The organism is Streptomyces sp. NPDC088810 (assembly GCF_044750305.1).
Taxonomy (GTDB): domain Bacteria; phylum Actinomycetota; class Actinomycetes; order Streptomycetales; family Streptomycetaceae; genus Streptomyces.
Genome location: NZ_JBIVJQ010000001.1, coordinates 754563 through 776854, shown reverse-complemented (window position 1 = coordinate 776854; position 22292 = coordinate 754563). Strand labels below are relative to the sequence as shown.

Below are 22292 nucleotides of genomic sequence, written 5' to 3'. Positions count from 1 at the left end.
CCGCCGTCCGCCCTCGCCACCTGAAATCGAACAGGCGTAGCATTGTCGCGTGGCTACGACCTATGAATTCCCCAGTGACCTCCTCGCCGGCCAGGAGGAGCTGCATCAGGTCCGGGCCGAGCTGTCGGCCCTGCTCAAGCGGCTGCCCTGGTCGGTCGAGCCGATGGACGGATTCAGCGACGACACCGGCTGGCGCAAGGTGGAGCGGCCCGCGTCCCCCGGCTGGACGGAGGACGAACAGGCCGAGGTGGAGAAGCTGCGGCGCCGCGAACACGAACTCGCGGTCTTCGTCAGCACCCACCGCTTCTGGGCCGAGCTCGCGGGTGCGGACCGCGTGGAGGCCCGCACCCGCCTGAAACACGCCCACGAGCAGACGGAGCAGGAGTAGGACACGGAAAAGCCCCTCGGAGACATCTCCGAGGGGCCGACCCGGTGGGCGCGGACGGTTTCGAACCGCCGACATCCTGCTTGTAAGGCAGGCGCTCTACCCCTGAGCTACGCACCCGGGAACAGGTCGTCAGCGTACATCACCGGTGTCCGCGGGCGGAAAGTCACGATGCGTACCGCGAACTGATCGGCCCGTGTGTTCGTCTTCAACGGGTGGGAGAATGGCACCACCCAGCGCGAACCACGGCACGGGAGAGGGATGTGACGGCGACACCGGGCACGCCAGCGATACAGCCGTACCCGTCGTCGTCCGCCCGGGAGCGGCGTGGGCTCGCGCCGTTGCGGGATGCCGCGCTGCTGATGGGGCTGCCCGTGCTGGTCGCGTTCGCGTTGCCCGCCGCGTTCGCCGGTGGTGGCACGCGACGCTGGTTCGGCGGCCGGGCGGAGAGTCAGCGGGCCGATGCGCAGGCCGCGAAGGACGCGGCGGCGACGGCGTTCTACGAACTCGACACCGCGCAGCGGGATCTGCGGATCTCCGTGGAGACCATCGCGGCGGTGGACGACTCCCCCGCCGCCCGGCGTGCCGTGTCCGACTTCGAGGCGCTCGGCCGCCGGATCGACGAGGTCAGCCGGCAGTACATCGAGGCCGTCGACGCGCATGACCTGGACCGGGACGATCTGGAGGCCGGCACGGCCGTCCGGGCGCGGGCGGAGCTGACCGCGGCCAAGGACGAGTTGGTGCGGGTCCGGCAGGAGCTGGACCGGTTCGGCGACTCGCTGGGGCCGCTGCTGGGCAAGGCGGAGACGCAGTTGGCCCGGCTGGCGCCCGCGGTGGAGCGGGCCCGGCAGTCGCTGCTGGCCGCGAGCAACGCCCTGGACGCCGTACGGGAGAAGAGGCTGCGGGCCGACGAGCCGGCCGCGCGGCTGGCGGCCCTGTCGCCGGAGCTGACCAAGCTGAACCAGGGTGCCGGGCGGCACGGGGTGCAGGCGACGCTGGAGCGGGCCGAGCGGGTGCAGCGGGAGGCCGGGGCGATCCGGGCCGAGGCCGAGCGGCTGCCGGAGCGGGCGGCCGAGATCGACCACCGGCTGGTGAGCCTGCGTACCCGGGCCGAGGCGCTGACCACGCGGGCCGGCCAGGTGGAGCCGGTGCTGAGCGAGCTGCGCCGCCGGTTCGCCGCCGCGTGCTGGCAGGATCTGCAGCAGGTGCCCGCACAAGCCGCGGAGAACGTGCGGCAGGCCGAGCTGAAGCTCCGCGAGGCGCAGGCGGCGCGGGAGGACCAGCGGTGGGCGGACGCGACCTCGCTGCTGTCGACGGTGCGGGCGCTGCTGAACGCGACCGACGAGGCGGTGTCGGCCGCCGGTGACCGGCTGAGCAGGCTGAACGCGGTGCAGAAGGATGCGCACGCGGAGATCGAGCGGACCCGGTTCGCGATCCGGGACGCCCAGCGGCTGGCCATGACGGGCCGTACGACCCCCGATCCGCGGCACGCGCGGCCGCTGGACGACGCGGTGGCCCGGCTGGAGCGGGCGATCGGCACGCTGGAGGGGCGGCATCCGGACTACTGGCACTTCCTGACCGAGACGGAGGAAGTGCGGCGGGCCGTGGCGCGGGTGGTGGCGCAGATCCGCGAGGAGCGCGGCGGCGGGCACTGACGTGCGTGTTGCCGGGTGGTGCGGGGCAGCGGATATTAAGAGGACGGATGGCCTCCGCTAGCGCCCGAGGGAGGCGGACATGGCCACACACGCAGTGCACTCGAGGAACGACCGGCAGCGGATGCGGCTGGACGACCACCTCCCCGTCGACCACCGGCTCAACCTCGTCTACCGGATCGGTGCGGGCCTGATCGGCGTCTTCCTGGTCGTCTTCGGCATTCTGGGCCTGATCAACCACATCGGCTTCTTCAGCATCGGCGGTGACACGGTCGCCGGGCTGAACAGCAACGGCGCGCTGAGTGTGCTGTCGATCTGCATCGGCGCGGTGCTGCTGGTCGGCATGGTGATCGGCGGGAACGTCGCGTCGACCCTGAACATGGTCCTCGGCGTGCTGTTCCTGCTGAACGGCTTCCTGTTCCTCGGCCTGCTGGACACGACCAGCAACTTCCTGGCCTTCAAGATCCAGAACGTCTTCTTCAGCTTCATCGTGGGCCTGTTGCTGATGACCTTCGGCATGTACGGCCGGGTCGGCCATGCCCTGCCGCACGACAACCCGTACTGGCGGGCCCGCCACCCCGAGACCTCCCCGCAGGAGCAGCGCACGGGGCCGGAGGGGCCTGTGCGGCAGGAACAGCGGGAGGAGCAGGGGCGGCGGCGCCCGCGTCAGCCGGGACCGGGTCAGGTCCTGTAGGCGTAGAACGCCGCGTTCGGGTACGAGGCGACGAGGCTGGCCACCGACCTGTTGTAGGTGTTGGTGGAGTGGTAGCTCACGTACGGCAGGCCCCGGCGGTCCCGGTAGGTGACGATCATCGAGTGGTCCTTGGACCCGTCCCGGTTGAAGTCCATCTGCAGCACGTCACCGAGGTCCAGCTGGTAGACGTTGGCGAGGCTGGTGGCCCGCTTCGAGGACAGGGCGAACCAGGAGAACTCGTTGACGCCGACGAACGAGTCCGACTGGATGTCGGAGTTGCCGAACCACTTGTGGAAGTCGTACGTGTAGCCGGGTACGTGCTTCCAGCCGCCCGCCTTCAGGGCCTGGCTGACGAAGTTGGTGCAGTCGCCGCCGGCGCCGTGCCCGTTGAAGTCCGGGTAGGCCGGGTTGTAGTTGTTCCAGTACTTCTGCGCGTACGCGACCATGGCCTTGTAGTCGTAGCCGGTCGCGGAGAAGTTCTTCGCGTTGGCCGGCGCGGGCCAGGTGGTGGCCGAGCGGGCCGCCGAGGGCGGGCCGTCGTCCTCGCCGGTGGTCTTCACCGAGGTGACGGCGGGCTTGGCGACCTGGTTCACCGCGAGGTAACCGTCATCGGTGTCCCGGATGCCGGTGAGCTGCCAGGTGCCGTGGCGGTCGGCCTGGAAGGTCAGCTCGTGGTGGGCCTGGAAGCCGGTGGACTTCGGTCCCTTGGTGGGCGCCTTGTCGTAGGCCAGCGTCGTGGTCTCGGTGACGGCGACCTTGGCGCGCCGGCCCTTCACCTGGGTGGCGTCGAGCGTGACCTTGGTGCTGCCCGCGCGGTACGTCTCGCCCAGCCGGGCGAGCCGGCTGCGGCGGTCGCGCAGCGTGTCCAGTGCGGACTTCTCCTCGCGGGTCTGCCCGCCGGACAGGCGCACGGATCCGGAGAAGCCGGACGCGTGCCGGGTGTCGGCCGTGCCGGCGCCGTCCACGAGGGCCTGGGTGCGGTCGGTGAAGACCGCGTCGGCCAGCCGCTGGAAGGTCGCCTTGGTGGCCGCGTCCACCGTCGGGTCGTCGGTCACGGCCGCGCCGGCGCTCCAGTTGGGCACCAGGGCCACGCCCGCGACCACGGAGGCGGCCGCGGCGGTGACTATGGCCGTACGGCGCCGTCCACGGCTCAGTCTTCTAGATTTCAATGATGTTCCCCTCTACGCCGGTACACCTACCGGGCGAGGGGCATCTTGCCACGGCGGGTGTGCCGGTTGTGAAGGGGGTTGCACAAGTGGAATCCCCCGAGCGTACTTGTCACTTGACGACGGCGGACCAGTCGGGCGACTGGGCGGGGTCGAGGGTGCGCAGGGCGGCCAGGGTCTGCGGCTTCTGCGCGTCGAGCCAGTCGGCCAGCTCCTTGAAGGAGACGCACTTGACGCCCTTCTTGGTGCAGACGTTCTTGACCACTTGGTCGATGGACTTCATGTAGATGCCGCCGTTCCAGTCCTCGAAGTGGTTGCCGATGAACAGCGGGGCCCGGCTGCCGTAGTAGACGCGGTTGAAGCCGGCCATGTACGAGTCGACGGTCTGCTGTTCCCACTGCGGGAACTTGGCCGGGTCGCCCTGGGTCTCGCCGTCGGACTGGTTGTAGAGGAAGTTGAAGTCCATGGACAGGCCCTGGTACTTGCCGCTCTCGTACGGCAGCATCTGCAGCGGGAAGTCCCATATGCCGTTCTTCTTCGACGGCCAGATCTGGAAGTCGCCCGGCGAACTGGCGTCGTAGCGCCAGCCGTAGCTCTTGATGGCCTTCAGCAGGTTCGGCTGGCCCTCCAGGCAGGGCGCCCGGCCGCCGGTGACTTCCTTCTTGAAGTCGAAGGGCAGCGGCGGGAGGTCCTTGAAGCCGGTGTTCGTCTTCCAGCGCTCCACGAAGGAGTAGAACTGGTCGATCTCGCTCTTCCACTCCTTCACGCTCCAGTCGCCACCGCCCTTGGCCCCGCAGAAGTGGCCGTTGAAGTGGGTGCCGATCTCGTTGCCGTCCTCGTACGCCTTGCCCAGCTGCTCCACGGTGGTGCGGATGTGGTCGTCGGTGGCGTAGTCGATCGCGGCGTCGCCCGGGGAGTGCATGGGGCCGTGGTAGAGCGCCTTCTTGCTCTTGGGCAGCAGGTAGATGCCGGTGAGGAAGAAGGTCATGTGGGCGTCGTACTGCTCGGCCAGCTCCCGGTAGTGCGAGAACAGGTGGTCGCTGCCCTCCAGCGCGCCGTCCCAGGAGAAGACCACGAACTGGGGCGGCTTCTCACCGGGCTTGAGCGGCACCGGCTTCAGCTGCCCCTTCTGCGGCCCGGTATAGGAGGTGGAGCCGTCACCGAGGACCTTGGTCTTGCCGTCCCATTCCGGGGTCTGGCTGGCCTTCGGCGCGGTCGTGGGCTTCTTGCCCGCGCTGGCGGCCGGGGTGCCGCTGCCGTCCGTGCCGGACAGCGCCAGGAACCCGGCCACCAGCGAGGCCACGACGAGGAGGGCGGCCAGCGTCAGGATCTGCGGCCGGGTGGCACGGGGTGCACTGCGGCGGGGGGCTCGACGGCGGCCTGAGGACGACATCTTGCGGGGCATGCGCGGCTCATTCTGCGGAAGGGGAGGGTGCACGGGCCCGGCTCAGCCGAGGCCCGTCGCTGCCGACCAGAGGGCATACGGGACGCTGCGGGCGGATGTGCCGGCCAGGCCCTTGAGCGGCAGGGGCTCTAGGGACTTGGCCAGGTCGATCCGGTAGACGACGATCGCGGTGGACACGGAGTCGGCCGTGCCGACGTACCAGGCGGCGGTGTCCTTGTCGGTGGTGCCGGCCTTCCCGGACACCCCCGTCCGGCCGGCCGCCTCGGGATGGGCGGTGCGGAAGGAGTCGGTGAGCGCCTCGGTGACCTGCTCGGCCACCTTCTCGCCGATCGCGCGCTTGGGGCGCGGGGTGGCCAGCGGGACCGGGGAGCCGTTGCGGGTGATCCGGCGCACCGAGTACGGCTCGGTGTGGGTGCCGCCGGCGGCGAAGGTGGCGTAGCCGCTGGCCATCCGGATCGCGCTGGGCGTGGAGTTCCCCATGGACAGGGCGGGCACCTGGGGGCCGATGCTGGAGGACAGCAGTCCGGACGCCTCGGCGGTCTGGCGCACCTTCTCCAGGCCGGCGTCCATGCCGAGCTGCATGAACGGCGTGTTCACCGACTTCGCGAGCGCCTCGCGCAGCGTGATCTGCCCGTACGACCTGCCGCCGTCGTTGTGCGCGGAGACCTTCTTGCCGCTGCGGTCCCAGTACGGCCCCTCGGGCGTGGTGACGGGCACGCCGTCGTCGCCGTCGTAGACGCTGTCCGGGGTGACGGGGGTGGCGGGTCCGCCGCGCGTCTTGTGCACACCGTGTTCGAGTCCGGCGGCGTAGACGAACGGTGTGAACGCGGTGCCGGCCGGGACGGTGGTCGCGTTGGACTCGTTGTAGCCCTGCTTGCGGTGGTCGGGGCCGCCGTAGACGGCGAGGATCCGGCCGTCCGGGGCCACCGAGGCGGCGCCGTAGTGGCCGTCTTTTGCCGCTGCCGGGTTGTCCTGCCCGGCCTGCTTGCGGGCCTTGGTGACGGCGTCGGTGAGCGCCTTCTCCCGCTTGCGGTCGAAGGTGGTGTAGATCTGGTAGCCGCCGAGGTCGAACTGCTGGTCCGTCAGGTGCCCGGACTTCTTGGCGTACTGCGAGGCCAGTTCCACCAGGTAGTCGCTCTGCGCACCGGTGTTGTACAGCGGGTTGCTCTTGAGCGGCTCGGGGAACTTGGTGTATTTGGCCCGTTCCTGCGGCGACAGCTTGCCGATCTCGACCATGCGGTCGAGGATCCAGGACCAGCGCTCGGCGGCCCGCGCGTGGTTGGCCTTGCTGAGCGTGGGGTCGTACAGGCCGGCGCCCTTGAGCAGTCCGGCGAGCATGGCCGCCTCGGAGGCGTTGAGCTTGCCGACGTCCTTGCCGTAGTACGCCTGGGCGGCGCGCTGGATGCCGTAGCTGCCGCGGCCGAACCAGCTGGTGTTGAGATAGCCCTCGAGGATCTGGTCCTTGCTCATCTTGTTGTCGAGCTTGAGGGCGATCATCGCCTCGGTGAATTTGCGGCTTATCGTCTGGTTCTGGGTCAGATAAACGTTTTTTACGTATTGCTGGGTGATGGTCGATCCACCCTCGGTGTCCCCCTGGCCCAGCGTGCGGAACACCGCGCGGGTGATGCCTTTGGCGGATATGCCCGGGTCCGAGTAGAAGCTCTCGTTCTCGGCCGCGAGCACCGCCCAGCGGACGTCCTCGGGTATGTCCTTCAGCGGCATCGCCTGCCGCTGCACCCAGCCGGTCCGGGCCATGGGCGTGCCGTCGGACCAGAAGTAGACGTTGTCCTGCTGGGTGGCGTACGAGTTGAGGTTGTCCGGTATGTCCGTCATGGCGTACGCGGTGACGAGGAACGCGCTCAGCAGACCGAACGAGGTCAGGGTGGCGCCGATCCACTGGCGCCAGGAGGGTATCCAGCGCCGCCAGCCGGCGCGGCCGGGCCGCGGGTAGACCGGCTTCAGACGGCGCGCGTACGGGGCCGCACGGCGCGCGTACGGGGCCAGCGGGCCCAGCAGGCGGCCGACCGCCTGCGCGGCCGCGCTCGCGGTCTGCTCGCGCCCGGCGGAGCGCGCGCTGCGCCGGCGCTCGGCCCGGCCGCCGTCCGGAGCGGGTGGCTCCGGTGGTGGCGGGACGCGCAGCTGCATGGTCTCGTCCGCCCTGAGGGCGTCGACTCTCAGATGCAGGGTCTCGTCGGCGCCCAACGGCTTCTCGCCACGGCGACCCCCCATGGGGCCGTCCTCCCCCTGCGACGCATTGGTCACGCCTGCGTCTCCCTCCGCACTCGGTCTTGCTCGCGCGGGTGAGCTGAGCATCCTCGCAACGGCGTTCACAAATTATCAGTAACGTTTTCGAATGCCCTGCACATATGCCGGATAGAAAGCAACACTCATGAAACATTGAGACGTCGCCGGCCGGGCCTTGACGGCTAACCTGGGTGCATGCCTCGTTACGAGTACCGCTGCCGGACCTGCGGCGACACGTTCGAACTCAGCCGTCCGATGGCTCAGTCCGCCGCCCCCGCGTCGTGCCCCGCGGGGCACGACGACACGGTGAAGCTTCTGTCGACCGTGGCGGTGGGCGTGTCGAACACCACGTCCGCGCCCGCGCCGAGGGCCGGCGGGGGCGGTTGTTGTGGCGGGGGGTGCTGCGGCTAGGTCCACCGTGGATGCCGCGCCGTGCCGTCGTTCGGCTGCCGTGCCGCCCTCAGAAACTCCCGCAGGATCCGCTCGCCCGCCAGGACGCCTCGCTCCGGCAGGGCGGTGATCTCCGGGGCGGTCCAGCCCGCGTCGGCCAGTTCGCCGTGGGCGGGGCGCCAGCCGCGGTCGGCGGCGAGCAGCAGGTCGGCGTCGAGCAGGGAGTCACCGGCGGCCAGCGTCAGCTCCGCGCCGGTGCGCCGGGCGACCTCGCGGACGGCCGCGCTCTTGGTGAGCGGCTTCGGTACGGCGTAGATCTTGCGGCCCTGCAGGGACACCGTCCAGCCGCGGTTCTCGGCCCACACCGCCAGCTCCTTCACCCAGTCCCCGGGCAGCAGCTCGCGCTCCACCACCAGGTAGGCGAACAGGTCCTCGGCGATCCGGTGCTTGCGCACCCACACCGGGTCGGCGGAGCGCAGCAGGTGCTCGCTGACCTCCGCCAGCGGCGCGCACTCGTCGGCGAGCCGCGCCTGCACGCGCGCGTGCCAGTCGGCGTCGGTGACTCCGTCCACCAGCAGGTGCCCGCCGTTGGCGCAGATCGCGTACGCCGGCGGCGGACCCGGCAGGTTGATGCGCTGGTACTGCTTGCGCGTCCGGGTCGTCGTCGGCACGAACACGGCCGCGTCCCCGAGGTCGGTCAGCATCCGGGCCGCGGTCTCCGTCATGTAGGACAGCGGCTTGGCCTCGTGCACCTCCACGCACAGCAGCCGGGGCGCCCGCGCGTCGGGCATGGTCAGCGCGAGGGCCGCCGAGGAGTAGATCAGCGTACGGTCGAGGTCGCTCGCCACCAGCACCGGCATCAGACGTTCACCGCCTTGCCGTCGGCGCCCGTGGCGCCCCGCGTGTACTTGGGGTGGATCAGTCCGACGCAGGTGTACGGCAGGTCGCCGACCTCCTCGACCGGCACCCCGCGCTGCTCGGCGAGCAGCCGCACATGGTCCAGGTCGGCGCCCGCCCCCGCCCGCGCCAGGATCTTCCACGGCACCCGGCGCAGCAGCACCCGGGTGGTCTCACCGACGCCCGGCTTGACCAGGTTGACGTCGTGGATGCCGTACTCCTCGCTGATCCGCTCGACCGCCCGCCAGCCGGCCCAGGTGGGGGTGCGGTCCGCGGCCAGCAGCTCCTTCACCGCGCTGTCGGCCGCGTCGGCGACCTCCGGGAAGCGGGCGGAGACGGCGTCGAGGAAGGGCACGGAGACGTCCGCGCCGGCCAGTTCGCGGTAGAACTTGGCGCCGTGGAAGTCGTGCGGGCCGACCAGGTCGGCACGCAGGACCGTACGCGAGATCAGGCCGGAGACGGTCGAGTTGAGGCAGGCGGAGGGGATGAGGAAGTCCTCGCGGGTGCCGTAGGTGCGCACGCAGGAGCCGGGGTCGGCGAGGACGGCGATCTCCGGGTCGAACCCGGTGACGCCCTCGGCGGCCTCGAACTCCTCGACGGCCTCGGCGAGTTCGCGGGTGATCGCACCCTTGCCGGTCCAGCCGTCGACGAAGACGACGTCCCGGGGGTCGTGGTGGGCGGCGAGCCAGCGCAGCGCGTTGGCGTCGATGCCCCGGCCGCGCACGATCGACACGGCGTAGTGCGGAAGCTCCAGGCCGTGCCGGAACTGCGCCCAGCGGCGCATCAGGATCCCGACCGGGGTGCCCGCGCGGGCCAGGGAGACCAGCACCGGACGGGGCGACCGCTCGGTGACGACGGTCTCGGTGACGACGCCGACGGCGTGCGCGAGCCGGGCGGCCGACGCGTCGAGCGCCGCGTGGAACAGCTCCTGGTACTGCTCGCTGGGCTGGTACTCCACCGGCAGCGACTCGGCATAGTGCGCGCCGCCGCTCTGGATGGCCTCCTCCCGCTCCTCCGTCGGCGCCTCCAGGGTCACGTCGGACAGGTCCTGGAGCAGCCAGCCGACCTCCTCCGGCGCGTACGAGGAGAATGCGGGGCCACGGAGGGGCTCGGGCAGCATGACCGGCCTTTCGGGAGCATGCGGGACGTACGACGGTACGACCGCGAGCAGGACGTGCGGGACGTGCGCGGCGAGGCGGGCGAGCAGGCCGTCGGGCGCGTGCAGGGCGGGGGTGTCGGCGACGGAGTCGACCACCGCGACGACGGCGTCGAAACCGGCGCCGGCCACGTTGTACGCGTACCGCTCGCCGGGACCGTCGGCCGGGTCGTCGTGGGCCGGGAAGACCAGGCGGGTGCGGATCGCGTATCCGGGGTCGTCCACCGCGAGGACCGGCGAGCGGGTGGTGGTGGAGAACCGCACCTCGGCGTCCGCACCCCGCTCCAGCTCCTGGGCGAGCCGCAGCGGGGCGTACATCAGCTCCTCGAAGCCGAGCACGAGCACCCGCCGGGCGCCGGCGGGCAGGGCCTCGCGTATGCGGCCGGCCATGGCGGGAAGCGCCGCTTCGAGCCGGGCCCGGTGGGCGGGGGTGAAACCGTGCCGCCCGCCGTCGGGGAGCCCGGGAGGCCAGTGCAGGTCGACCTCGGTGACGTGGCCCGGCTGGTGCGCCCCTTCGTTCCCGCACCCGGCGGGCTCACATTCCGCGACCAGCCGCTGCCCCTGCTCCAGCACACCCTCGGGCAGCCGTACGGTCCCGGACGCGGCGGCGACCAGATCCACCCGCGCCCCGATCTCCTCCGCGAACCGCTCCAGCCGGCCGGAGTCCTCCGCCGACCGCATGTCGACCAGCGCCACCACCACGTACCGCCGCCGCGGATACCGCGCGTGCAGATCACGGATGGTGTTGAGCACGGTGTTACCGGTCGAGAACTCGTCGTCCACCAGCACCAGCGGCCCGTCCCCGGCCAGCAGGCCGGGGTCCTCCGGCAGCAACAGGTGCGATGTGGCATGGGAGTGCGACTCCTCGAACCCGCCCGCAGGGGCGACCCCGGGGACCGGCCGCCGCGTGGAGTGCAGATACGGCACCGCACCGAGACCGTCGGCCACCGCATGCCCCAGCCCCGTCGCGGTCTCCGCGTAACCGAGGACGGCAGCAGCCCCCGCCTCGGCCTCGCCGAGCACCGCCGCGACCCGTCGGCCCAGCCGGAACCCGTGGTCGTAGACCACGGCCGGCGACTGCGGCACGTGCTTGCCGAGGACGTTCGAGACCAGCAGGTGGGCCCGCTTGGGGTTGCGCCGCAGGGCGAGCCCGAGCAGCGCCGGCAGCGCGTCGTCCCCCACGAGTCCGACCCCGAGCCGCTCGGCGACCCAGCTGCCGGACCAGACCCCGTCGTTCACTGCGTTGTTCATGCGTTCCTTGGAGAGGTGGCGAAAGGTTCAGCCGGGTATGCCGGCGGCGAGCAGTTCCACGAAGCCGACGTCCTCGTTGGCGACGCCGAACACCTCGGCGCGCAGGAGGGTCCGCTCCGCCCAGGCGCGGTGCGGTTTCACTTCGTTCATCTTGTTCGTGTAGGCCGACCGGAGTACACCCCCGCCGCCGCGTTCCGGCCGCAGGATGTCCTGGGCGTCGCTGAACTCCTCGTGACTGACCACGGAGAGCGCGTGCACGGGCAGGACGTGGGAGGGGTGGATGCAGGTCTTGCCGAGCAGACCGTTGGCCTGGTCGAGGGAGATCTCCCGGAGCAGTCCGTCCATGGCGTGTTCGATCAGCTTCTCGCGCAGCTCGACGGCCTGCATCTGGAGGAAGGGGCTCTGCCGGAGCTGCGGCTTGAACATGCGTTCGGGTACGCGGAAGTACTCCCAGACCGGGCCGGTGACGGTGAAGCCGGTGCCGTCGGCGCGGCCGAGCATGTTCACGACGTCGGCGATCACGGAGGCGACGATCTGGACGTCGTACGCCGTCATGTCGGGGGCGCGGCGCAGGCCGTAGGAGGAGCAGAAGTCGGTCACGCCGAGGCGGAGGGCCAGCACCCGGTCGCGGTACTTGTCGACCGCGCGGGAGATGCCCTCCAGGGTCTCCACCCGCGACTCGCGGTAGAGCAGCTCGGGGGACTCCAGGACGGGCATGGCGAAAAGCCGCCGGCCGCAGGCCTTCTCGGCGGTGGCGAGGGCCTCCAGGAAGGGGACGCCGCGTTCCTCGGTGAACTTGGGCAGCACGAATCCGGACAGCAGGCGTACGGACGGGCCGAGGCGGCGGACCAGGTCCGGTATCTGCTCGGGGGTGCGGACCCGGATGAACAGCAGGGGCGGCTCCGCCCCGGGCCGGCCGGCGAGATCGGCGAACTGCCGGACGAGGTTGTCCTCGCCGGCCCCGACCTCCGCGTCGTCGATCGAGTCCTCCAGGCACAGCACCATCGAGACCACGCCGTTGGCTGCCTGTTTGACGATGTCGTCGGCGAGCCGCGGCCGGGTGGCCGGGCTGTACAGCGTGGCGCCCAGGGCCGCGGAGAGCAGCCGGGCCGGGGAGTCGGCGGTGAAGGCGCACGGCTCCTGATGGAAGAGGCGCTGTCGCACCTCGGGGGCGATGTGCCCGAAATGACGCATAGGACTCCCTTGGAGCGCGAGCCGATCCTCTGGGTTCGGTAAAGGGTGGCCGGTAATAGTACGTAGGGATCCATGTCCGGGGTTCCCTGCGCGCATGAATTTCCGGTAACCCACCCGTGTCGGCGTCAACCCCCCGCATTGTCGTGACCAGGACCGAGAAGGCAGGATGACCGCATGACGCACGCGATGCTGAAGGGGTCGAACGTCCCGCTGGAGGCCACCACGGTGCGCGCCGTGCTGCGCTGGACACCCGGGCAGGGTGTCCCGGACGTGGATGTGTCGGCGCTGCTGCTGGGCCCCGACGGCCGTGTGCGCTCCGACGAGGACTTCGTCTTCTACAACCAGCCCCGGCACCCCTCCGGGAAGGTGTGGCGGCTCGGCAAGAAGCGGGTCGCCGAGGGGCTGACCGACACGATCCAGACAGACCTCTCCGCCGTGGAGCCGGGGGTCGGCCGGATCCTGCTGGTCGCCTCCGCGGACGGGGTCACCTTCGACCGGGTGCCGGCGCTGTGCATCCTGCTGTACGACGCGGCGCTCGCCGACGGGGAGCCGCTGGCCCGGTTCGAGATCAAGCCGGAGACCGGCGCGGAGACGGCGCTGATCTGCGGTGAGCTGTACCGGCGCGGGGAGGGCTGGAAGTTCCGGGCGCTGGGCGAGGGCTACTCGAACGGGCTGAAGGGGCTCGCCACGGACTTCGGTATCTCGGTGGACGAGTCGGAGGGGGCGGAGCCTCAGGCCGAGCCGACGTCGTCCCCGTTGCCTCCGGAGCAGCCGACGCCTCCGGAGCAGCCGACGCCTCCGGAGCTGCCGACGGCTTCGGTGCCGGCGCAGCCGCCCGCGTACGGCTATCCACAGCCCATGCAGGCACCGGCGGCTGTGGTGGGGGACGCATACTTCCGGCTGCCGCCACAGGGGCCGCAGTTCATCGGGCGGTAGGGCGCCTCCGCCGGCCCGCGGTGTTCATCTGTCCGCCTTCGTCTTGTAGCCCCTGCCCCACTGGAGGCCCCAGCCGTAGAGGCGGTCGAGTTCGCCCTGGAAGCCGTAGACGAACTTGACCTCGCGGCGGACGATCAGTTCGCCCTTGACGTTCTCGATCATGACGACGGCGCAGGAGCGGGCCTGCGGGTGGCGTTCGTCGAGGCCTATCTCGATGCGGGGCCCGTTGCTGGGGTACAGGGTGACGACGGCGTGGGTACGGTCGAAGGCGGGGGTCTGGTCGTAGATGTAGACGAAGACCAGCAGCCGCTTCAGGGCGTCGCGGTGGTCGAGATTGACGTACATCGTCTCGCCGGACGCCGAGCCGAACCGGTCGTCTCCGCTGAGTTTGATGTACGGCGGTGCGTTGACGTCGCCGAGATAGCCGCCGAGGGGCTGTACGACCCCCTTGGTGCCGTCGGTCAGCTCGTACAGGCAGCCGAGGTCGAGGTCGACGTTGACCATGCTCTGGCCGTGGCCGAGGACCTCCGGCGGCTTCAGGGCCTTGAAGGGGTGCCGGAACAGGCTGGCGCGCTGGGTTCCGTCGAAGTCGGAGGTCCGCATCCGCCAGGAGAGGTTCACGCGCAGGTGACCGGTGGCCGCTTCCTGCCTGGTGAGAGACACCGTCTGGTGCCGCCTGGTCAGTTCGATGGCGTTGGTCGACGCGTTGCCCGAGTCGAAGTCGGCGGCGCGCCCGCCCAGCAGTCCGTCGAAGAAACCCATTCCCGCCCCCAGGTACCTGTTGTGACGCCGACGGGGCGGCCGACCGTGTCGGCCGCCCCGCTCAGAGCGTTCCTCACCGTCCGGGCCGTCACACCCCGGAGGAGACCTCGGCCTTCTCGTCGGTGCCCTCCTCCCCCGCCGCGGCCAGTGCGCGGTTGCGGCGGACGGAGGAGAAGAAGGACCAGGCGATCAGGACGACACCGACGAGACCGGTGACGACCTCGTTGATCTCGTGCTGGATGGTGACCATGAGGATCACGGCGAGGGCGCCGATGGCGTAGTGGGCGCCGTGCTCCAGGTAGACGTAGTCGTCGAGGGTGCCCTGGCGGACCAGGTAGACCGTGAGCGACCGGACGTACATCGCGCCGATGCCGAGTCCGAGGGCCATCAGGACGATGTCGTTGGTGATGGCGAAGGCGCCGATGACGCCGTCGAAGGAGAACGAGGCGTCCAGCACCTCCAGGTAGAGGAACATGAAGAACGCGGCCTGGCCGGCCAGGACGATCGCGGGCTTCTGCTTGCCGCTGCGGGCGGCCTCTTCCTCCTCCTCGTGCTCGCGCTCCTCCTCTTCCTCCAGCTTGTCCTCGAAATAGCCGGAGAGACCGCCGACGACCATGTAGGTGATCAGGCCGGCGATCCCGGCGATCAGGACCGTCTCCGCCTTGTCCACGTGGGCGCCGCCGTGCTGGTGGGCGTGGGTGGCGAAGGTGAAGGACGTGATCAGCAGGACGACCAGGGCGATGCAGACCGACAGCATGTCGACCTTGCCGAGCTTGGCCAGGGGCCGCTCGATCCAGCGCAGCCACTGGATGTCCCGGTCCTCGAAGATGAAGTCGAGGAAGATCATCAGCAGGAACATGCCACCGAAGGCGGCGATCGACGGGTGGGCGTCGGTGACCAGCTGCTGGTAGCGGTCCTTGTTGTTGAGCGCCAGGTCGACGGCCTCGATCGGGCCCATCTTGGCGCTGATCGCGACGATGACGACGGGGAAGACCAGCCGCATGCCGAAGACCGCGATGAGGACGCCGACCGTGAGGAAGATCTTCTGCCAGAAGGCGTTCATCTTCTTCAGGATTCCGGCGTTGACGACCGCGTTGTCGAAGGACAGCGAGATCTCAAGGATGGCGAGGATCGCCACGATGCCGAAGGCGGTCCACCCCCCGTAGAACGCCGCCGCGACCAGGCCGAGCGCGGTGACCGCGAACGACCAGCCGAAGGTTTTCAGAAGCACTGGCTACCCCATCTGTGTGTACGGGTCTCCCCCGAGCCGTACCGAGTTTTACGAAACGTTGACTCCGAAGTCTAGAGCGATGCCCCGGAGGCCCGACGCGTACCCCTGACCGACTGCACGGAACTTCCACTCGCCCTGATACCGGTACAGCTCACCGAAGATCATCGCGGTCTCGGTGGACGCGTCCTCGCTCAGGTCGTAGCGCGCCAGTTCCTGGCCGTCGGCCTGGTTGACCACGCGGATGAAGGCGTTGGAGACCTGGCCGAAGGTCTGGCCGCGCTCGTCCGCCATATGGATGGACACCGGGAAGATGATCTTCTCGCACTGCGGGGGCACCTTCGCGAGGTCGACCAGGATCGATTCGTCGTCGCCCTCACCCTCACCGGTGAGGTTGTCACCGGTGTGCTCCACGGAGCCGTCGGGGCTCGTGAGCTGGTTGTAGAACACGAACCACTCGTCGCCCAGCACGCGGTTCCCCGCGCCGCACAGCAGGGCGCTGGCGTCCAGGTCGAAGGGGGCGCCCGTGGTGGACCGGGCGTCCCAGCCGAGCCCGATCAGGACGTTGGTGAGGTTCGGTGCGGCCTTGGAGAGGGAGACATTGCCTCCCTTGGCGAGCGTGACGCCCATGATGCTGGTCCTCCCCTGGTGGTGCTTCCCTGGTTGTCCTGCGCGTCCGGCGCCGCCCGTAAACGGTGCGGCGCCGGATGGTGCAGGTGTCGTGACTCTGCCGGGATCAGACGTTGACGCCGAAGTCCTGCGCGATGCCACGCAGGCCAGACGCGTAGCCCTGGCCGATGGCGCGGAACTTCCACTCCGCGCCGTGCCGGTACAGCTCGCCGAAGACCATGGCCGTCTCGGTGGAGGCGTCCTCGCTCAGGTCGTAGCGGGCGATCTCCTGTCCGCCGGCCTGGTTCACGACGCGGATGAACGCGTTGCGGACCTGTCCGAAGGACTGCTGGCGGTTCTCGGCGTCGTAGATCGACACCGGGAACACGATCTTTTCGATGTCGGCCGGGACGCCGGCCAGGTTGACCTTGATCTGCTCGTCGTCGCCCTCGCCCTCACCGGTGATGTTGTCACCGGTGTGCTCCACGGAGCCGTCGGGGCTCTTGAGGTTGTTGAAGAAGACGAAGTGCTGGTCGCTCGCGACCTTGCCGGAGTTGTTCAGCAGCAGCGCGCTCGCGTCGAGGTCGAAGTCCGTGCCGGTCGTCGTGCGCACGTCCCACCCCAGGCCGACGATGACGGCGGTCAGGCCCGGGGCCTCCTTCGTCAGCGATACGTTGCCGCCCTTGCTGAGGCTGACTCCCACGGGTCCTCCATGTGGTGTTCAGGGGCGGGGAGCCCCGTCGTGCTTCGGATATGGGATCAACGTGCCGATCCTAGTGACGGGTTCCCGCCCTCCGCAGACCCTGGAGCCGAAGATTCACAGGTGTCGGCCCGCGGGCCGGCTCACAGGGTGTCGAGCGCCTTCACGTAGTCGTCGAGGTCGCGGGCGTCCGGCAGGCCGTTGACCACGGTCCACCGCACGACGCCCTCCTTGTCGATGATGAAGGTGCCCCGGACGGCGCAGCCCTTGTCCTCGTCGAAGACGCCGTACGCGCGCGAGACGTTGCCGTGCGGCCAGAAGTCGCTCAGCAGGGGGTACTCGAGGCCCTCCTGCTCGGCGAAGACGCGCAGGGTGTGGATGGAGTCGTTGGAGACGGCGAGCAGCTGGGTGTCGCGGTCGGCGAACTTCGGCAGGTTGTCGCGCAGCTCGCACAGCTCGCCGGTGCACACGCCGGTGAAGGCGAAGGGGTAGAAGAGCAGGACCACGTTCTTCTCGCCGCGGAACTCGGAGAGCTTCACGGTCCGGCCGTGGTTGTCCTTCAGCTCGAAGTCGGGCGCCTTGTCGCCGACCTGGATCGCCATCGTCGTGCATCCCTTCGGTGGGCTGTTCGGGTGGGAGCGTGCAGACGCTCGGGTCCACCCTACGCAGCGGGCACCGGGGTCCTACGGACGGGCCGAGCCTGCTCGGCCCGTCCGGTGGACGAGGACGGTCACCTCTTGGACTTGGCCGCCTTCGGCGTGGCCAGCCGGCTGCCGCTCCAGTCCTTGCCGACGCTGACGCTCTTCGAGGCGGTCAGGCCGGCCGTCGTGGCGGCGTCCTGGATGTCGCTCGGCTCCACGTACCCCGCACGGCCGGTCTTCGGCGTGAGGAGCAGGATCGCGCCGCCCTCTTCGATGTACGTGGTGGCATCCACCAGCGCATCCGTCAGGTCGCCGTCGTCGTCACGGAACCACAGCACAACGGCGTCGGCCACGTCGTCGTAGTCCTCGTCCATGAGGTCGCCTGCGATGGTTTCCTCGATGGCCTCGCGGAGCTCCTGATCGACGTCGTCGTCGTAGCCGATCTCCTGGACCACCTGCCCGGGCTGGAACCCCAGCCTGGCGGCAGGGTTCGTCCGCTCCTCCGCGTGGTCCGCGGTCGCGCTCACGGGTTGCCTCCTGATCATTTCTTGTTGAGTATCTCAGCCACGCGCGTGCGCGAAGCATTGGCCGTAGTCCACACGGGCGGGGCGGATCGCGCAAGTACCCGGCCGTCGGGACCGTCGAAACGGTGACGATCCCGGCCGTGTCGCCGCAACTCCTGGCACCGTATCCCGTTTCCACGGAACCCACATCACACCGATGTGCCCGGTTTGCGCCGTTCGGAATCATCCAGTGTTACGTCGCTCGAACAACTTTGCAAAGCACGTCACACCCCGGGCGTATCGTTGCGTTTTGACCGATCCAGACGACGGTGCGGATGACGTACGCCTTCCCGAGGTACACGATGGGGAACGGTGTAGGCAGGCAGAAACTGGCCCTCTGACAGGTAAGGAACAGCGTGGCTTCCGGATCCGATCGCAACCCGATCATCATTGGCGGCCTTCCGAGTCAGGTTCCTGACTTCGATCCCGAGGAAACCCAGGAGTGGCTCGACTCCCTGGACGCCGCCGTCGACGAGCGCGGGCGGGAGCGGGCCCGCTATCTCATGCTGCGCCTCATCGAGCGGGCCCGCGAGAAGCGGGTGGCCGTGCCCGAGATGCGCAGCACGGACTACGTCAACACGATCCCCACCAAGAGCGAGCCGTTCTTCCCGGGCAACGAGGAGATCGAGCGCAGGATCCTGAACGCGACCCGCTGGAACGCGGCCGTGATGGTCTCGCGCGCCCAGCGCCCCGGCATCGGCGTCGGCGGCCACATCGCCACCTTCGCCTCCTCCGCCTCGCTCTACGACGTCGGCTTCAACCACTTCTTCCGCGGCAAGGACGAGGGCGACGGCGGCGACCAGGTCTTCTTCCAGGGCCACGCCTCCCCTGGCATCTACGCGCGCGCGTACCTGCTCGACCGGCTCACCGAGGAGCAGCTGGACGGCTTCCGCCAGGAGAAGTCGAAGTACCCGAACGGCCTGTCCAGCTACCCGCACCCGCGCTCGATGCCGGACTTCTGGGAGTTCCCGACGGTCTCCATGGGCCTCGGCCCGCTCGGGGCGATCTACCAGGCGCGGATGAACCGCTACATGGAGGCCCGCGGGATCGCGGACACCTCCAAGTCGCACGTCTGGGCGTTCCTCGGCGACGGCGAGATGGACGAGCCGGAGTCGCTCGGCCAGCTGTCCATCGCCGCCCGGGAGGGCCTGGACAATCTGACCTTCGTGGTCAACTGCAACCTGCAGCGCCTCGACGGGCCGGTGCGCGGCAACGGCAAGATCATCCAGGAGCTGGAGTCCATCTTCCGGGGTGCCGGCTGGAACGTGATCAAGCTGATCTGGGACCGCACCTGGGACCCGCTGCTCGCGCAGGACCGGGACGGCATCCTGGTCAACAAGATGAACATCACGCCGGACGGGCAGTTCCAGACGTACGCCACCGAGACCGGCGCGTACATCCGCGAGCACTTCTTCGGCGACGACCACCGGCTGCGCGCCATGGTCGAGAACATGACCGACGACCAGATCCTGCACCTGGGCCGCGGCGGCCACGACCACCGCAAGATCTACGCGGCGTTCAAGGCGGCCAAGGAGCACAAGGGCCAGCCGACGGTCATCCTGGCCAAGACGATCAAGGGCTGGACGCTGGGCCCGAACTTCGAGGGCCGCAACGCCACGCACCAGATGAAGAAGCTGACGGTCGACGACCTCAAGCGCTTCCGCGACCGGCTGCACCTGCCGATCTCCGACAAGGAGCTGGAGTCCGGCCTGCCGCCGTACTACCACCCGGGCCCGGACTCGGAGGAGATCCAGTACATGCACGACCGCCGCAGGAGCCTCGGCGGTTACGTCCCGACCCGCGTGGTCCGCTCCCAGCCGCTCCCCCTGCCGGACGACAAGGCGTACGCGACCGTGAAGAAGGGCACGGGCCAGCAGTCCATCGCGACGACCATGGCCTTTGTGCGCCTGCTCAAGGACCTCATGCGGGACAAGGAGATCGGCAAGCGGTTCGTGCTGATCGCGCCGGACGAGTACCGCACGTTCGGCATGGACTCCTTCTTCCCGAGCGCGAAGATCTACAACCCGCTCGGCCAGCAGTACGAGGCGGTGGACCGCGATCTGCTGCTCGCCTACAAGGAGTCGCCGACCGGCCAGATGCTGCACGACGGCATCTCCGAGGCGGGCTGCACGGCCTCGCTGATCGCCGCGGGCTCGGCGTACGCCACGCACGGCGAGCCGCTGATCCCGGTGTACGTCTTCTACTCGATGTTCGGTTTCCAGCGCACCGGCGACCAGTTCTGGCAGATGGCCGACCAGCTGGCGCGCGGTTTCGTCCTGGGTGCGACCGCGGGTCGTACGACCCTGACCGGTGAGGGTCTGCAGCACGCGGACGGCCACTCCCAGCTGCTGGCCTCCACCAACCCGGCGTGTGTGGCCTACGACCCCGCGTACGCCTACGAGATCGCGCACATCGTGCAGGACGGCCTGCGCCGGATGTACGGCAGCTCGCCCGAGCACCCGCACGGCGAGGACGTCTTCTACTACCTGACCGTCTACAACGAGCCCATCCAGCACCCGGCCGAGCCGGCGGACGTGGACGTCGAGGGCATCGTCAAGGGCGTCCACAAGCTGAGCGAGGGCACGGGCGGCTCGATCCCGGCGCAGATCATGGCGTCGGGCGTGGCGGTCCCGTGGGCCCTGGAGGCCCAGCGGATCCTCGCCGAGGAGTGGAACGTCAAGGCGGACGTGTGGTCCGCGACCTCCTGGAACGAGCTGCGCCGCGAGGCCGTGGAGTGCGAGGAGCACAACCTTCTGCACCCGGAGGAGGAGCAGCGGGTGCCGTACGTGACGCGGAAGCTGAGCGGCGCCGAGGGTCCGTTCGTGGCCGTGTCCGACTGGATGCGATCGGTCCCGGACCAGATCGCGCGCTGGGTGCCCGGCCCGTACCAGTCGCTCGGCGCCGACGGCTTCGGCTTCGCCGACACCCGGGGCGCCGCGCGCCGCTTCTTCCACATCGACGCCGAGTCGATCGTCGTCGCGGTGCTGACCGAACTGGCCCGCGAGGGCAAGGTCGACCGTTCGGCGCTGAAGCAGGCCATCGACCGGTACCGGCTGCTGGACGTCTCTGCGGCGGATCCGGGGGTGGCGGGCGGCGACGCGTAGCCGCTGCGCTCGGCTTGGGGCCGGACGGCTGCTGGAGAGGGGCTGCCGGTTCGTTGCCGGGTGCGGGTCTGTGGTGGCCGGGCGGGCAGTTCCCCGCGCCCCTTCGGGGGCGCGGGCCCCTTACTGTTTCTTTACGATGCGGGGCATGGAGCAACTTTCGGCGCAGGCCAGGTGGGAGCGGCACACCCAGCGGCCGCTGTTGGCGCTCGCGGTGGCGTTCGCCGTCGCGTACGCGGTGCCGATTGTGGACGACTCCGCCGGTCACTCGCTGACGGCCGCGTGCACGGCGGTGGAGTGGGTGGTGTGGGCGGGGTTCGCCCTCGACTACGTGGTGCGGCTGGCCCTCGCCCGGCACCGGAAGGACTTCGTGCGCCGGCACTGGCTCGACCTGTGCGCGGTGGTCCTGCCGCTGCTGCAACCGCTGCGGCTGCTGCGGCTGGTGTCCACGCTGATGCTGGTGGGCCGGCGGGCGCGGATGGCGCCGCAGATCCGGCTGACCACGTATGTCGTCGGGGCCGTGATCGGTCTGCTGATGTTCGGGTCGCTGGCGGTGCTGTCCGTGGAACGGGAGTCGCCGCACGGGAACATCCGGACGCTGGGTGACGCGGTGTGGTGGTCGTTCACGACGATGACGACCGTGGGCTACGGGGATCACGCGCCGACCACCGGGCTCGGGCGGATGATCGCGGTCGGGCTGATGCTGTCCGGGATCGCGCTGCTCGGTGTGGTCACCGCGAACATCGCCGCGTGGTTCATCTCCCGCTTCGAGAAGGACGATGTGGAGGAGCGGCGCCAGACGGAGGCGATCACCTCTCTGACCGAGGAGGTACGGCTGCTCCGGGCGGAGGTGGCTCGCCTGGCCGAGCGCCCCGAGGAGGGGCGGGGAACTGCGCGGTCAGCCACCGCGCAGCCGCGGCCGCGAGCGCACCCTCCGCTCGGCGGCGAGGGGCTGTCGGCTACAGGAGACCGTGGCCCCAGGTCGCCGCGCCCGCCAGGGCGATGATGGCCAGCAGCGTGTCGATCGCGCCCAGGATCAGGGCCACCAGGGCAGGGACGTTGCGGTCGTTCGACCACTTGCGGCCCATCGCCTGCCAACCGCAGAACATCGCCACCGGACCCAGCACGATGCCCAGCGCGAAGAAGCCGGCCACCGCGCAGATCGTGCCGATGATTGCGAGCGTCGCACGGTCCGGCCCTGTCCGTTGCCACGTCCGGCCACGTGACCGGGGGTACCCGCGCGTTCCGTGCCCGAAGCCTGCCATCATCAACTCCCTGAGGTTTGCGGACAGTTCGGCTTCGGACTGCGGGTACCCCG

The 22292-nt window shown here is 69.8% G+C and carries 20 protein-coding genes and 1 tRNA gene; 7 read left to right on the top strand and 14 right to left on the bottom strand.

Annotated features, from left to right (window positions below):
• Positions 1–49: 49 nt before the first annotated feature.
• The gene (locus tag ACIP4Y_RS03505; RefSeq protein ID WP_358635232.1) at positions 50–388 is read left to right on the top strand and encodes a hypothetical protein; all 339 of its coding nucleotides are present in this window, start codon (positions 50–52) and stop codon (positions 386–388) included.
• A gap of 45 nt (positions 389–433) precedes the next feature.
• On the opposite strand, the gene ACIP4Y_RS03500 is transcribed toward ACIP4Y_RS03505, so the two are convergent.
• Positions 434–505 (bottom strand) — tRNA-Val (locus tag ACIP4Y_RS03500).
• A 143-nt stretch (positions 506–648) separates the two neighbouring features.
• On the opposite strand from ACIP4Y_RS03500, the gene ACIP4Y_RS03495 reads away from it, so the two are divergent.
• A complete protein-coding gene (locus ACIP4Y_RS03495; protein ID WP_401387171.1) occupies positions 649–2040 on the top strand; it encodes a hypothetical protein in 1392 nt (463 codons plus the stop codon).
• Between the two features lie 79 nt (positions 2041–2119).
• Positions 2120–2731 carry a DUF4383 domain-containing protein gene (locus ACIP4Y_RS03490; protein ID WP_401387168.1) on the top strand — a complete coding sequence of 204 codons (612 nt, stop codon included), beginning with the start codon at positions 2120–2122 and terminating at the stop codon, positions 2729–2731.
• Here the strand turns inward: ACIP4Y_RS03490 and ACIP4Y_RS03485 are convergent.
• The 3 genes from ACIP4Y_RS03485 to ACIP4Y_RS03475 form a co-directional block, all read right to left on the bottom strand.
• Positions 2719–3822 (bottom strand): amidase domain-containing protein, encoded by a 1104-nt coding sequence (locus ACIP4Y_RS03485; RefSeq protein WP_401388652.1) that lies wholly within the window; start codon positions 3820–3822, stop codon positions 2719–2721. The genes ACIP4Y_RS03490 and ACIP4Y_RS03485 overlap by 13 nt on opposite strands.
• 187 nt (positions 3823–4009) lie before the next feature.
• Positions 4010–5302, bottom strand: a complete 1293-nt coding sequence (locus ACIP4Y_RS03480; protein ID WP_401387165.1) for a hypothetical protein — start codon at positions 5300–5302, stop codon at positions 4010–4012.
• 42 nt (positions 5303–5344) lie between these two features.
• Positions 5345–7531 (bottom strand): transglycosylase domain-containing protein, encoded by a 2187-nt coding sequence (locus ACIP4Y_RS03475; RefSeq protein ID WP_401387162.1) that lies wholly within the window; start codon positions 7529–7531, stop codon positions 5345–5347.
• Between the two features lie 210 nt (positions 7532–7741).
• Between ACIP4Y_RS03475 and ACIP4Y_RS03470 the strand changes: the two genes are divergently transcribed.
• Positions 7742–7957, top strand: coding sequence for a zinc ribbon domain-containing protein (locus tag ACIP4Y_RS03470; RefSeq protein WP_401387159.1), 216 nt, complete (start codon positions 7742–7744; stop codon positions 7955–7957).
• Here ACIP4Y_RS03470 and ACIP4Y_RS03465 read toward each other — a convergent pair.
• Genes ACIP4Y_RS03465 through ACIP4Y_RS03455 form a run of 3 tightly spaced genes read right to left on the bottom strand, consistent with a single transcriptional unit; the run spans position 7954 to position 12434 of the window.
• Positions 7954–8796 (bottom strand): HAD family hydrolase, encoded by an 843-nt coding sequence (locus ACIP4Y_RS03465; protein ID WP_401387156.1) that lies wholly within the window; start codon positions 8794–8796, stop codon positions 7954–7956. The two genes, ACIP4Y_RS03470 and ACIP4Y_RS03465, sit on opposite strands and share 4 nt — an antisense overlap.
• Positions 8796–11240: a phosphoribosyltransferase gene (locus tag ACIP4Y_RS03460; RefSeq protein WP_401387153.1), complete on the bottom strand. Its 2445-nt coding sequence runs from the start codon at positions 11238–11240 to the stop codon at positions 8796–8798. The genes ACIP4Y_RS03465 and ACIP4Y_RS03460 overlap by 1 nt, the downstream gene beginning before the upstream one ends.
• 27 nt (positions 11241–11267) lie before the next feature.
• Positions 11268–12434 carry an HpcH/HpaI aldolase/citrate lyase family protein gene (locus ACIP4Y_RS03455; RefSeq protein ID WP_401387150.1) on the bottom strand — a complete coding sequence of 389 codons (1167 nt, stop codon included), beginning with the start codon at positions 12432–12434 and terminating at the stop codon, positions 11268–11270.
• A 174-nt stretch (positions 12435–12608) separates the two neighbouring features.
• Here ACIP4Y_RS03455 and ACIP4Y_RS03450 point away from each other — a divergent pair, with 174 nt between their 5' ends.
• A complete protein-coding gene (locus tag ACIP4Y_RS03450; RefSeq protein ID WP_401387147.1) occupies positions 12609–13370 on the top strand; it encodes a TerD family protein in 762 nt (253 codons plus the stop codon).
• Positions 13371–13394: 24 nt separating this feature from the next.
• Here ACIP4Y_RS03450 and ACIP4Y_RS03445 read toward each other — a convergent pair whose 3' ends face one another.
• The 6 genes from ACIP4Y_RS03445 to ACIP4Y_RS03420 form a co-directional block, all read right to left on the bottom strand.
• Complete coding sequence (locus tag ACIP4Y_RS03445; RefSeq protein WP_358635252.1) at positions 13395–14132, bottom strand: Tellurium resistance; 738 nt, start codon at positions 14130–14132, stop codon at positions 13395–13397.
• Positions 14133–14220: 88 nt separating this feature from the next.
• Positions 14221–15363 (bottom strand): DUF475 domain-containing protein, encoded by a 1143-nt coding sequence (locus ACIP4Y_RS03440; RefSeq protein WP_358635254.1) that lies wholly within the window; start codon positions 15361–15363, stop codon positions 14221–14223.
• Positions 15364–15411: 48 nt separating this feature from the next.
• The gene (locus ACIP4Y_RS03435) at positions 15412–15990 is read right to left on the bottom strand and encodes a TerD family protein (RefSeq protein ID WP_030341258.1); all 579 of its coding nucleotides are present in this window, start codon (positions 15988–15990) and stop codon (positions 15412–15414) included.
• Positions 15991–16096: 106 nt separating this feature from the next.
• On the bottom strand, positions 16097–16672 hold the full coding sequence (locus tag ACIP4Y_RS03430) for a calcium homeostasis/redox stress adaptation protein (RefSeq protein WP_358635256.1): 576 nt from the start codon (positions 16670–16672) through the stop codon (positions 16097–16099).
• 140 nt (positions 16673–16812) lie between these two features.
• Positions 16813–17271: a peroxiredoxin gene (locus ACIP4Y_RS03425; RefSeq protein WP_358635258.1), complete on the bottom strand. Its 459-nt coding sequence runs from the start codon at positions 17269–17271 to the stop codon at positions 16813–16815.
• Positions 17272–17399: 128 nt separating this feature from the next.
• Entirely contained in the window at positions 17400–17837 is a 438-nt protein-coding gene (locus ACIP4Y_RS03420) for a DUF3052 domain-containing protein (protein ID WP_030649446.1), read from the bottom strand.
• Between the two features lie 392 nt (positions 17838–18229).
• On the opposite strand from ACIP4Y_RS03420, the gene aceE reads away from it, so the two are divergent.
• Both aceE and ACIP4Y_RS03410 read left to right on the top strand, forming a co-directional pair.
• Positions 18230–20977: a pyruvate dehydrogenase (acetyl-transferring), homodimeric type gene (gene aceE / locus ACIP4Y_RS03415; protein ID WP_358635260.1), complete on the top strand. Its 2748-nt coding sequence runs from the start codon at positions 18230–18232 to the stop codon at positions 20975–20977.
• A gap of 145 nt (positions 20978–21122) precedes the next feature.
• Entirely contained in the window at positions 21123–21980 is an 858-nt protein-coding gene (locus ACIP4Y_RS03410; protein WP_401387140.1) for a potassium channel family protein, read from the top strand.
• Here ACIP4Y_RS03410 and ACIP4Y_RS03405 read toward each other — a convergent pair.
• A complete protein-coding gene (locus ACIP4Y_RS03405) occupies positions 21934–22239 on the bottom strand; it encodes a small hydrophobic protein (RefSeq protein WP_358635264.1) in 306 nt (101 codons plus the stop codon). The genes ACIP4Y_RS03410 and ACIP4Y_RS03405 overlap by 47 nt on opposite strands.
• Positions 22240–22292 lie beyond the last annotated feature (53 nt).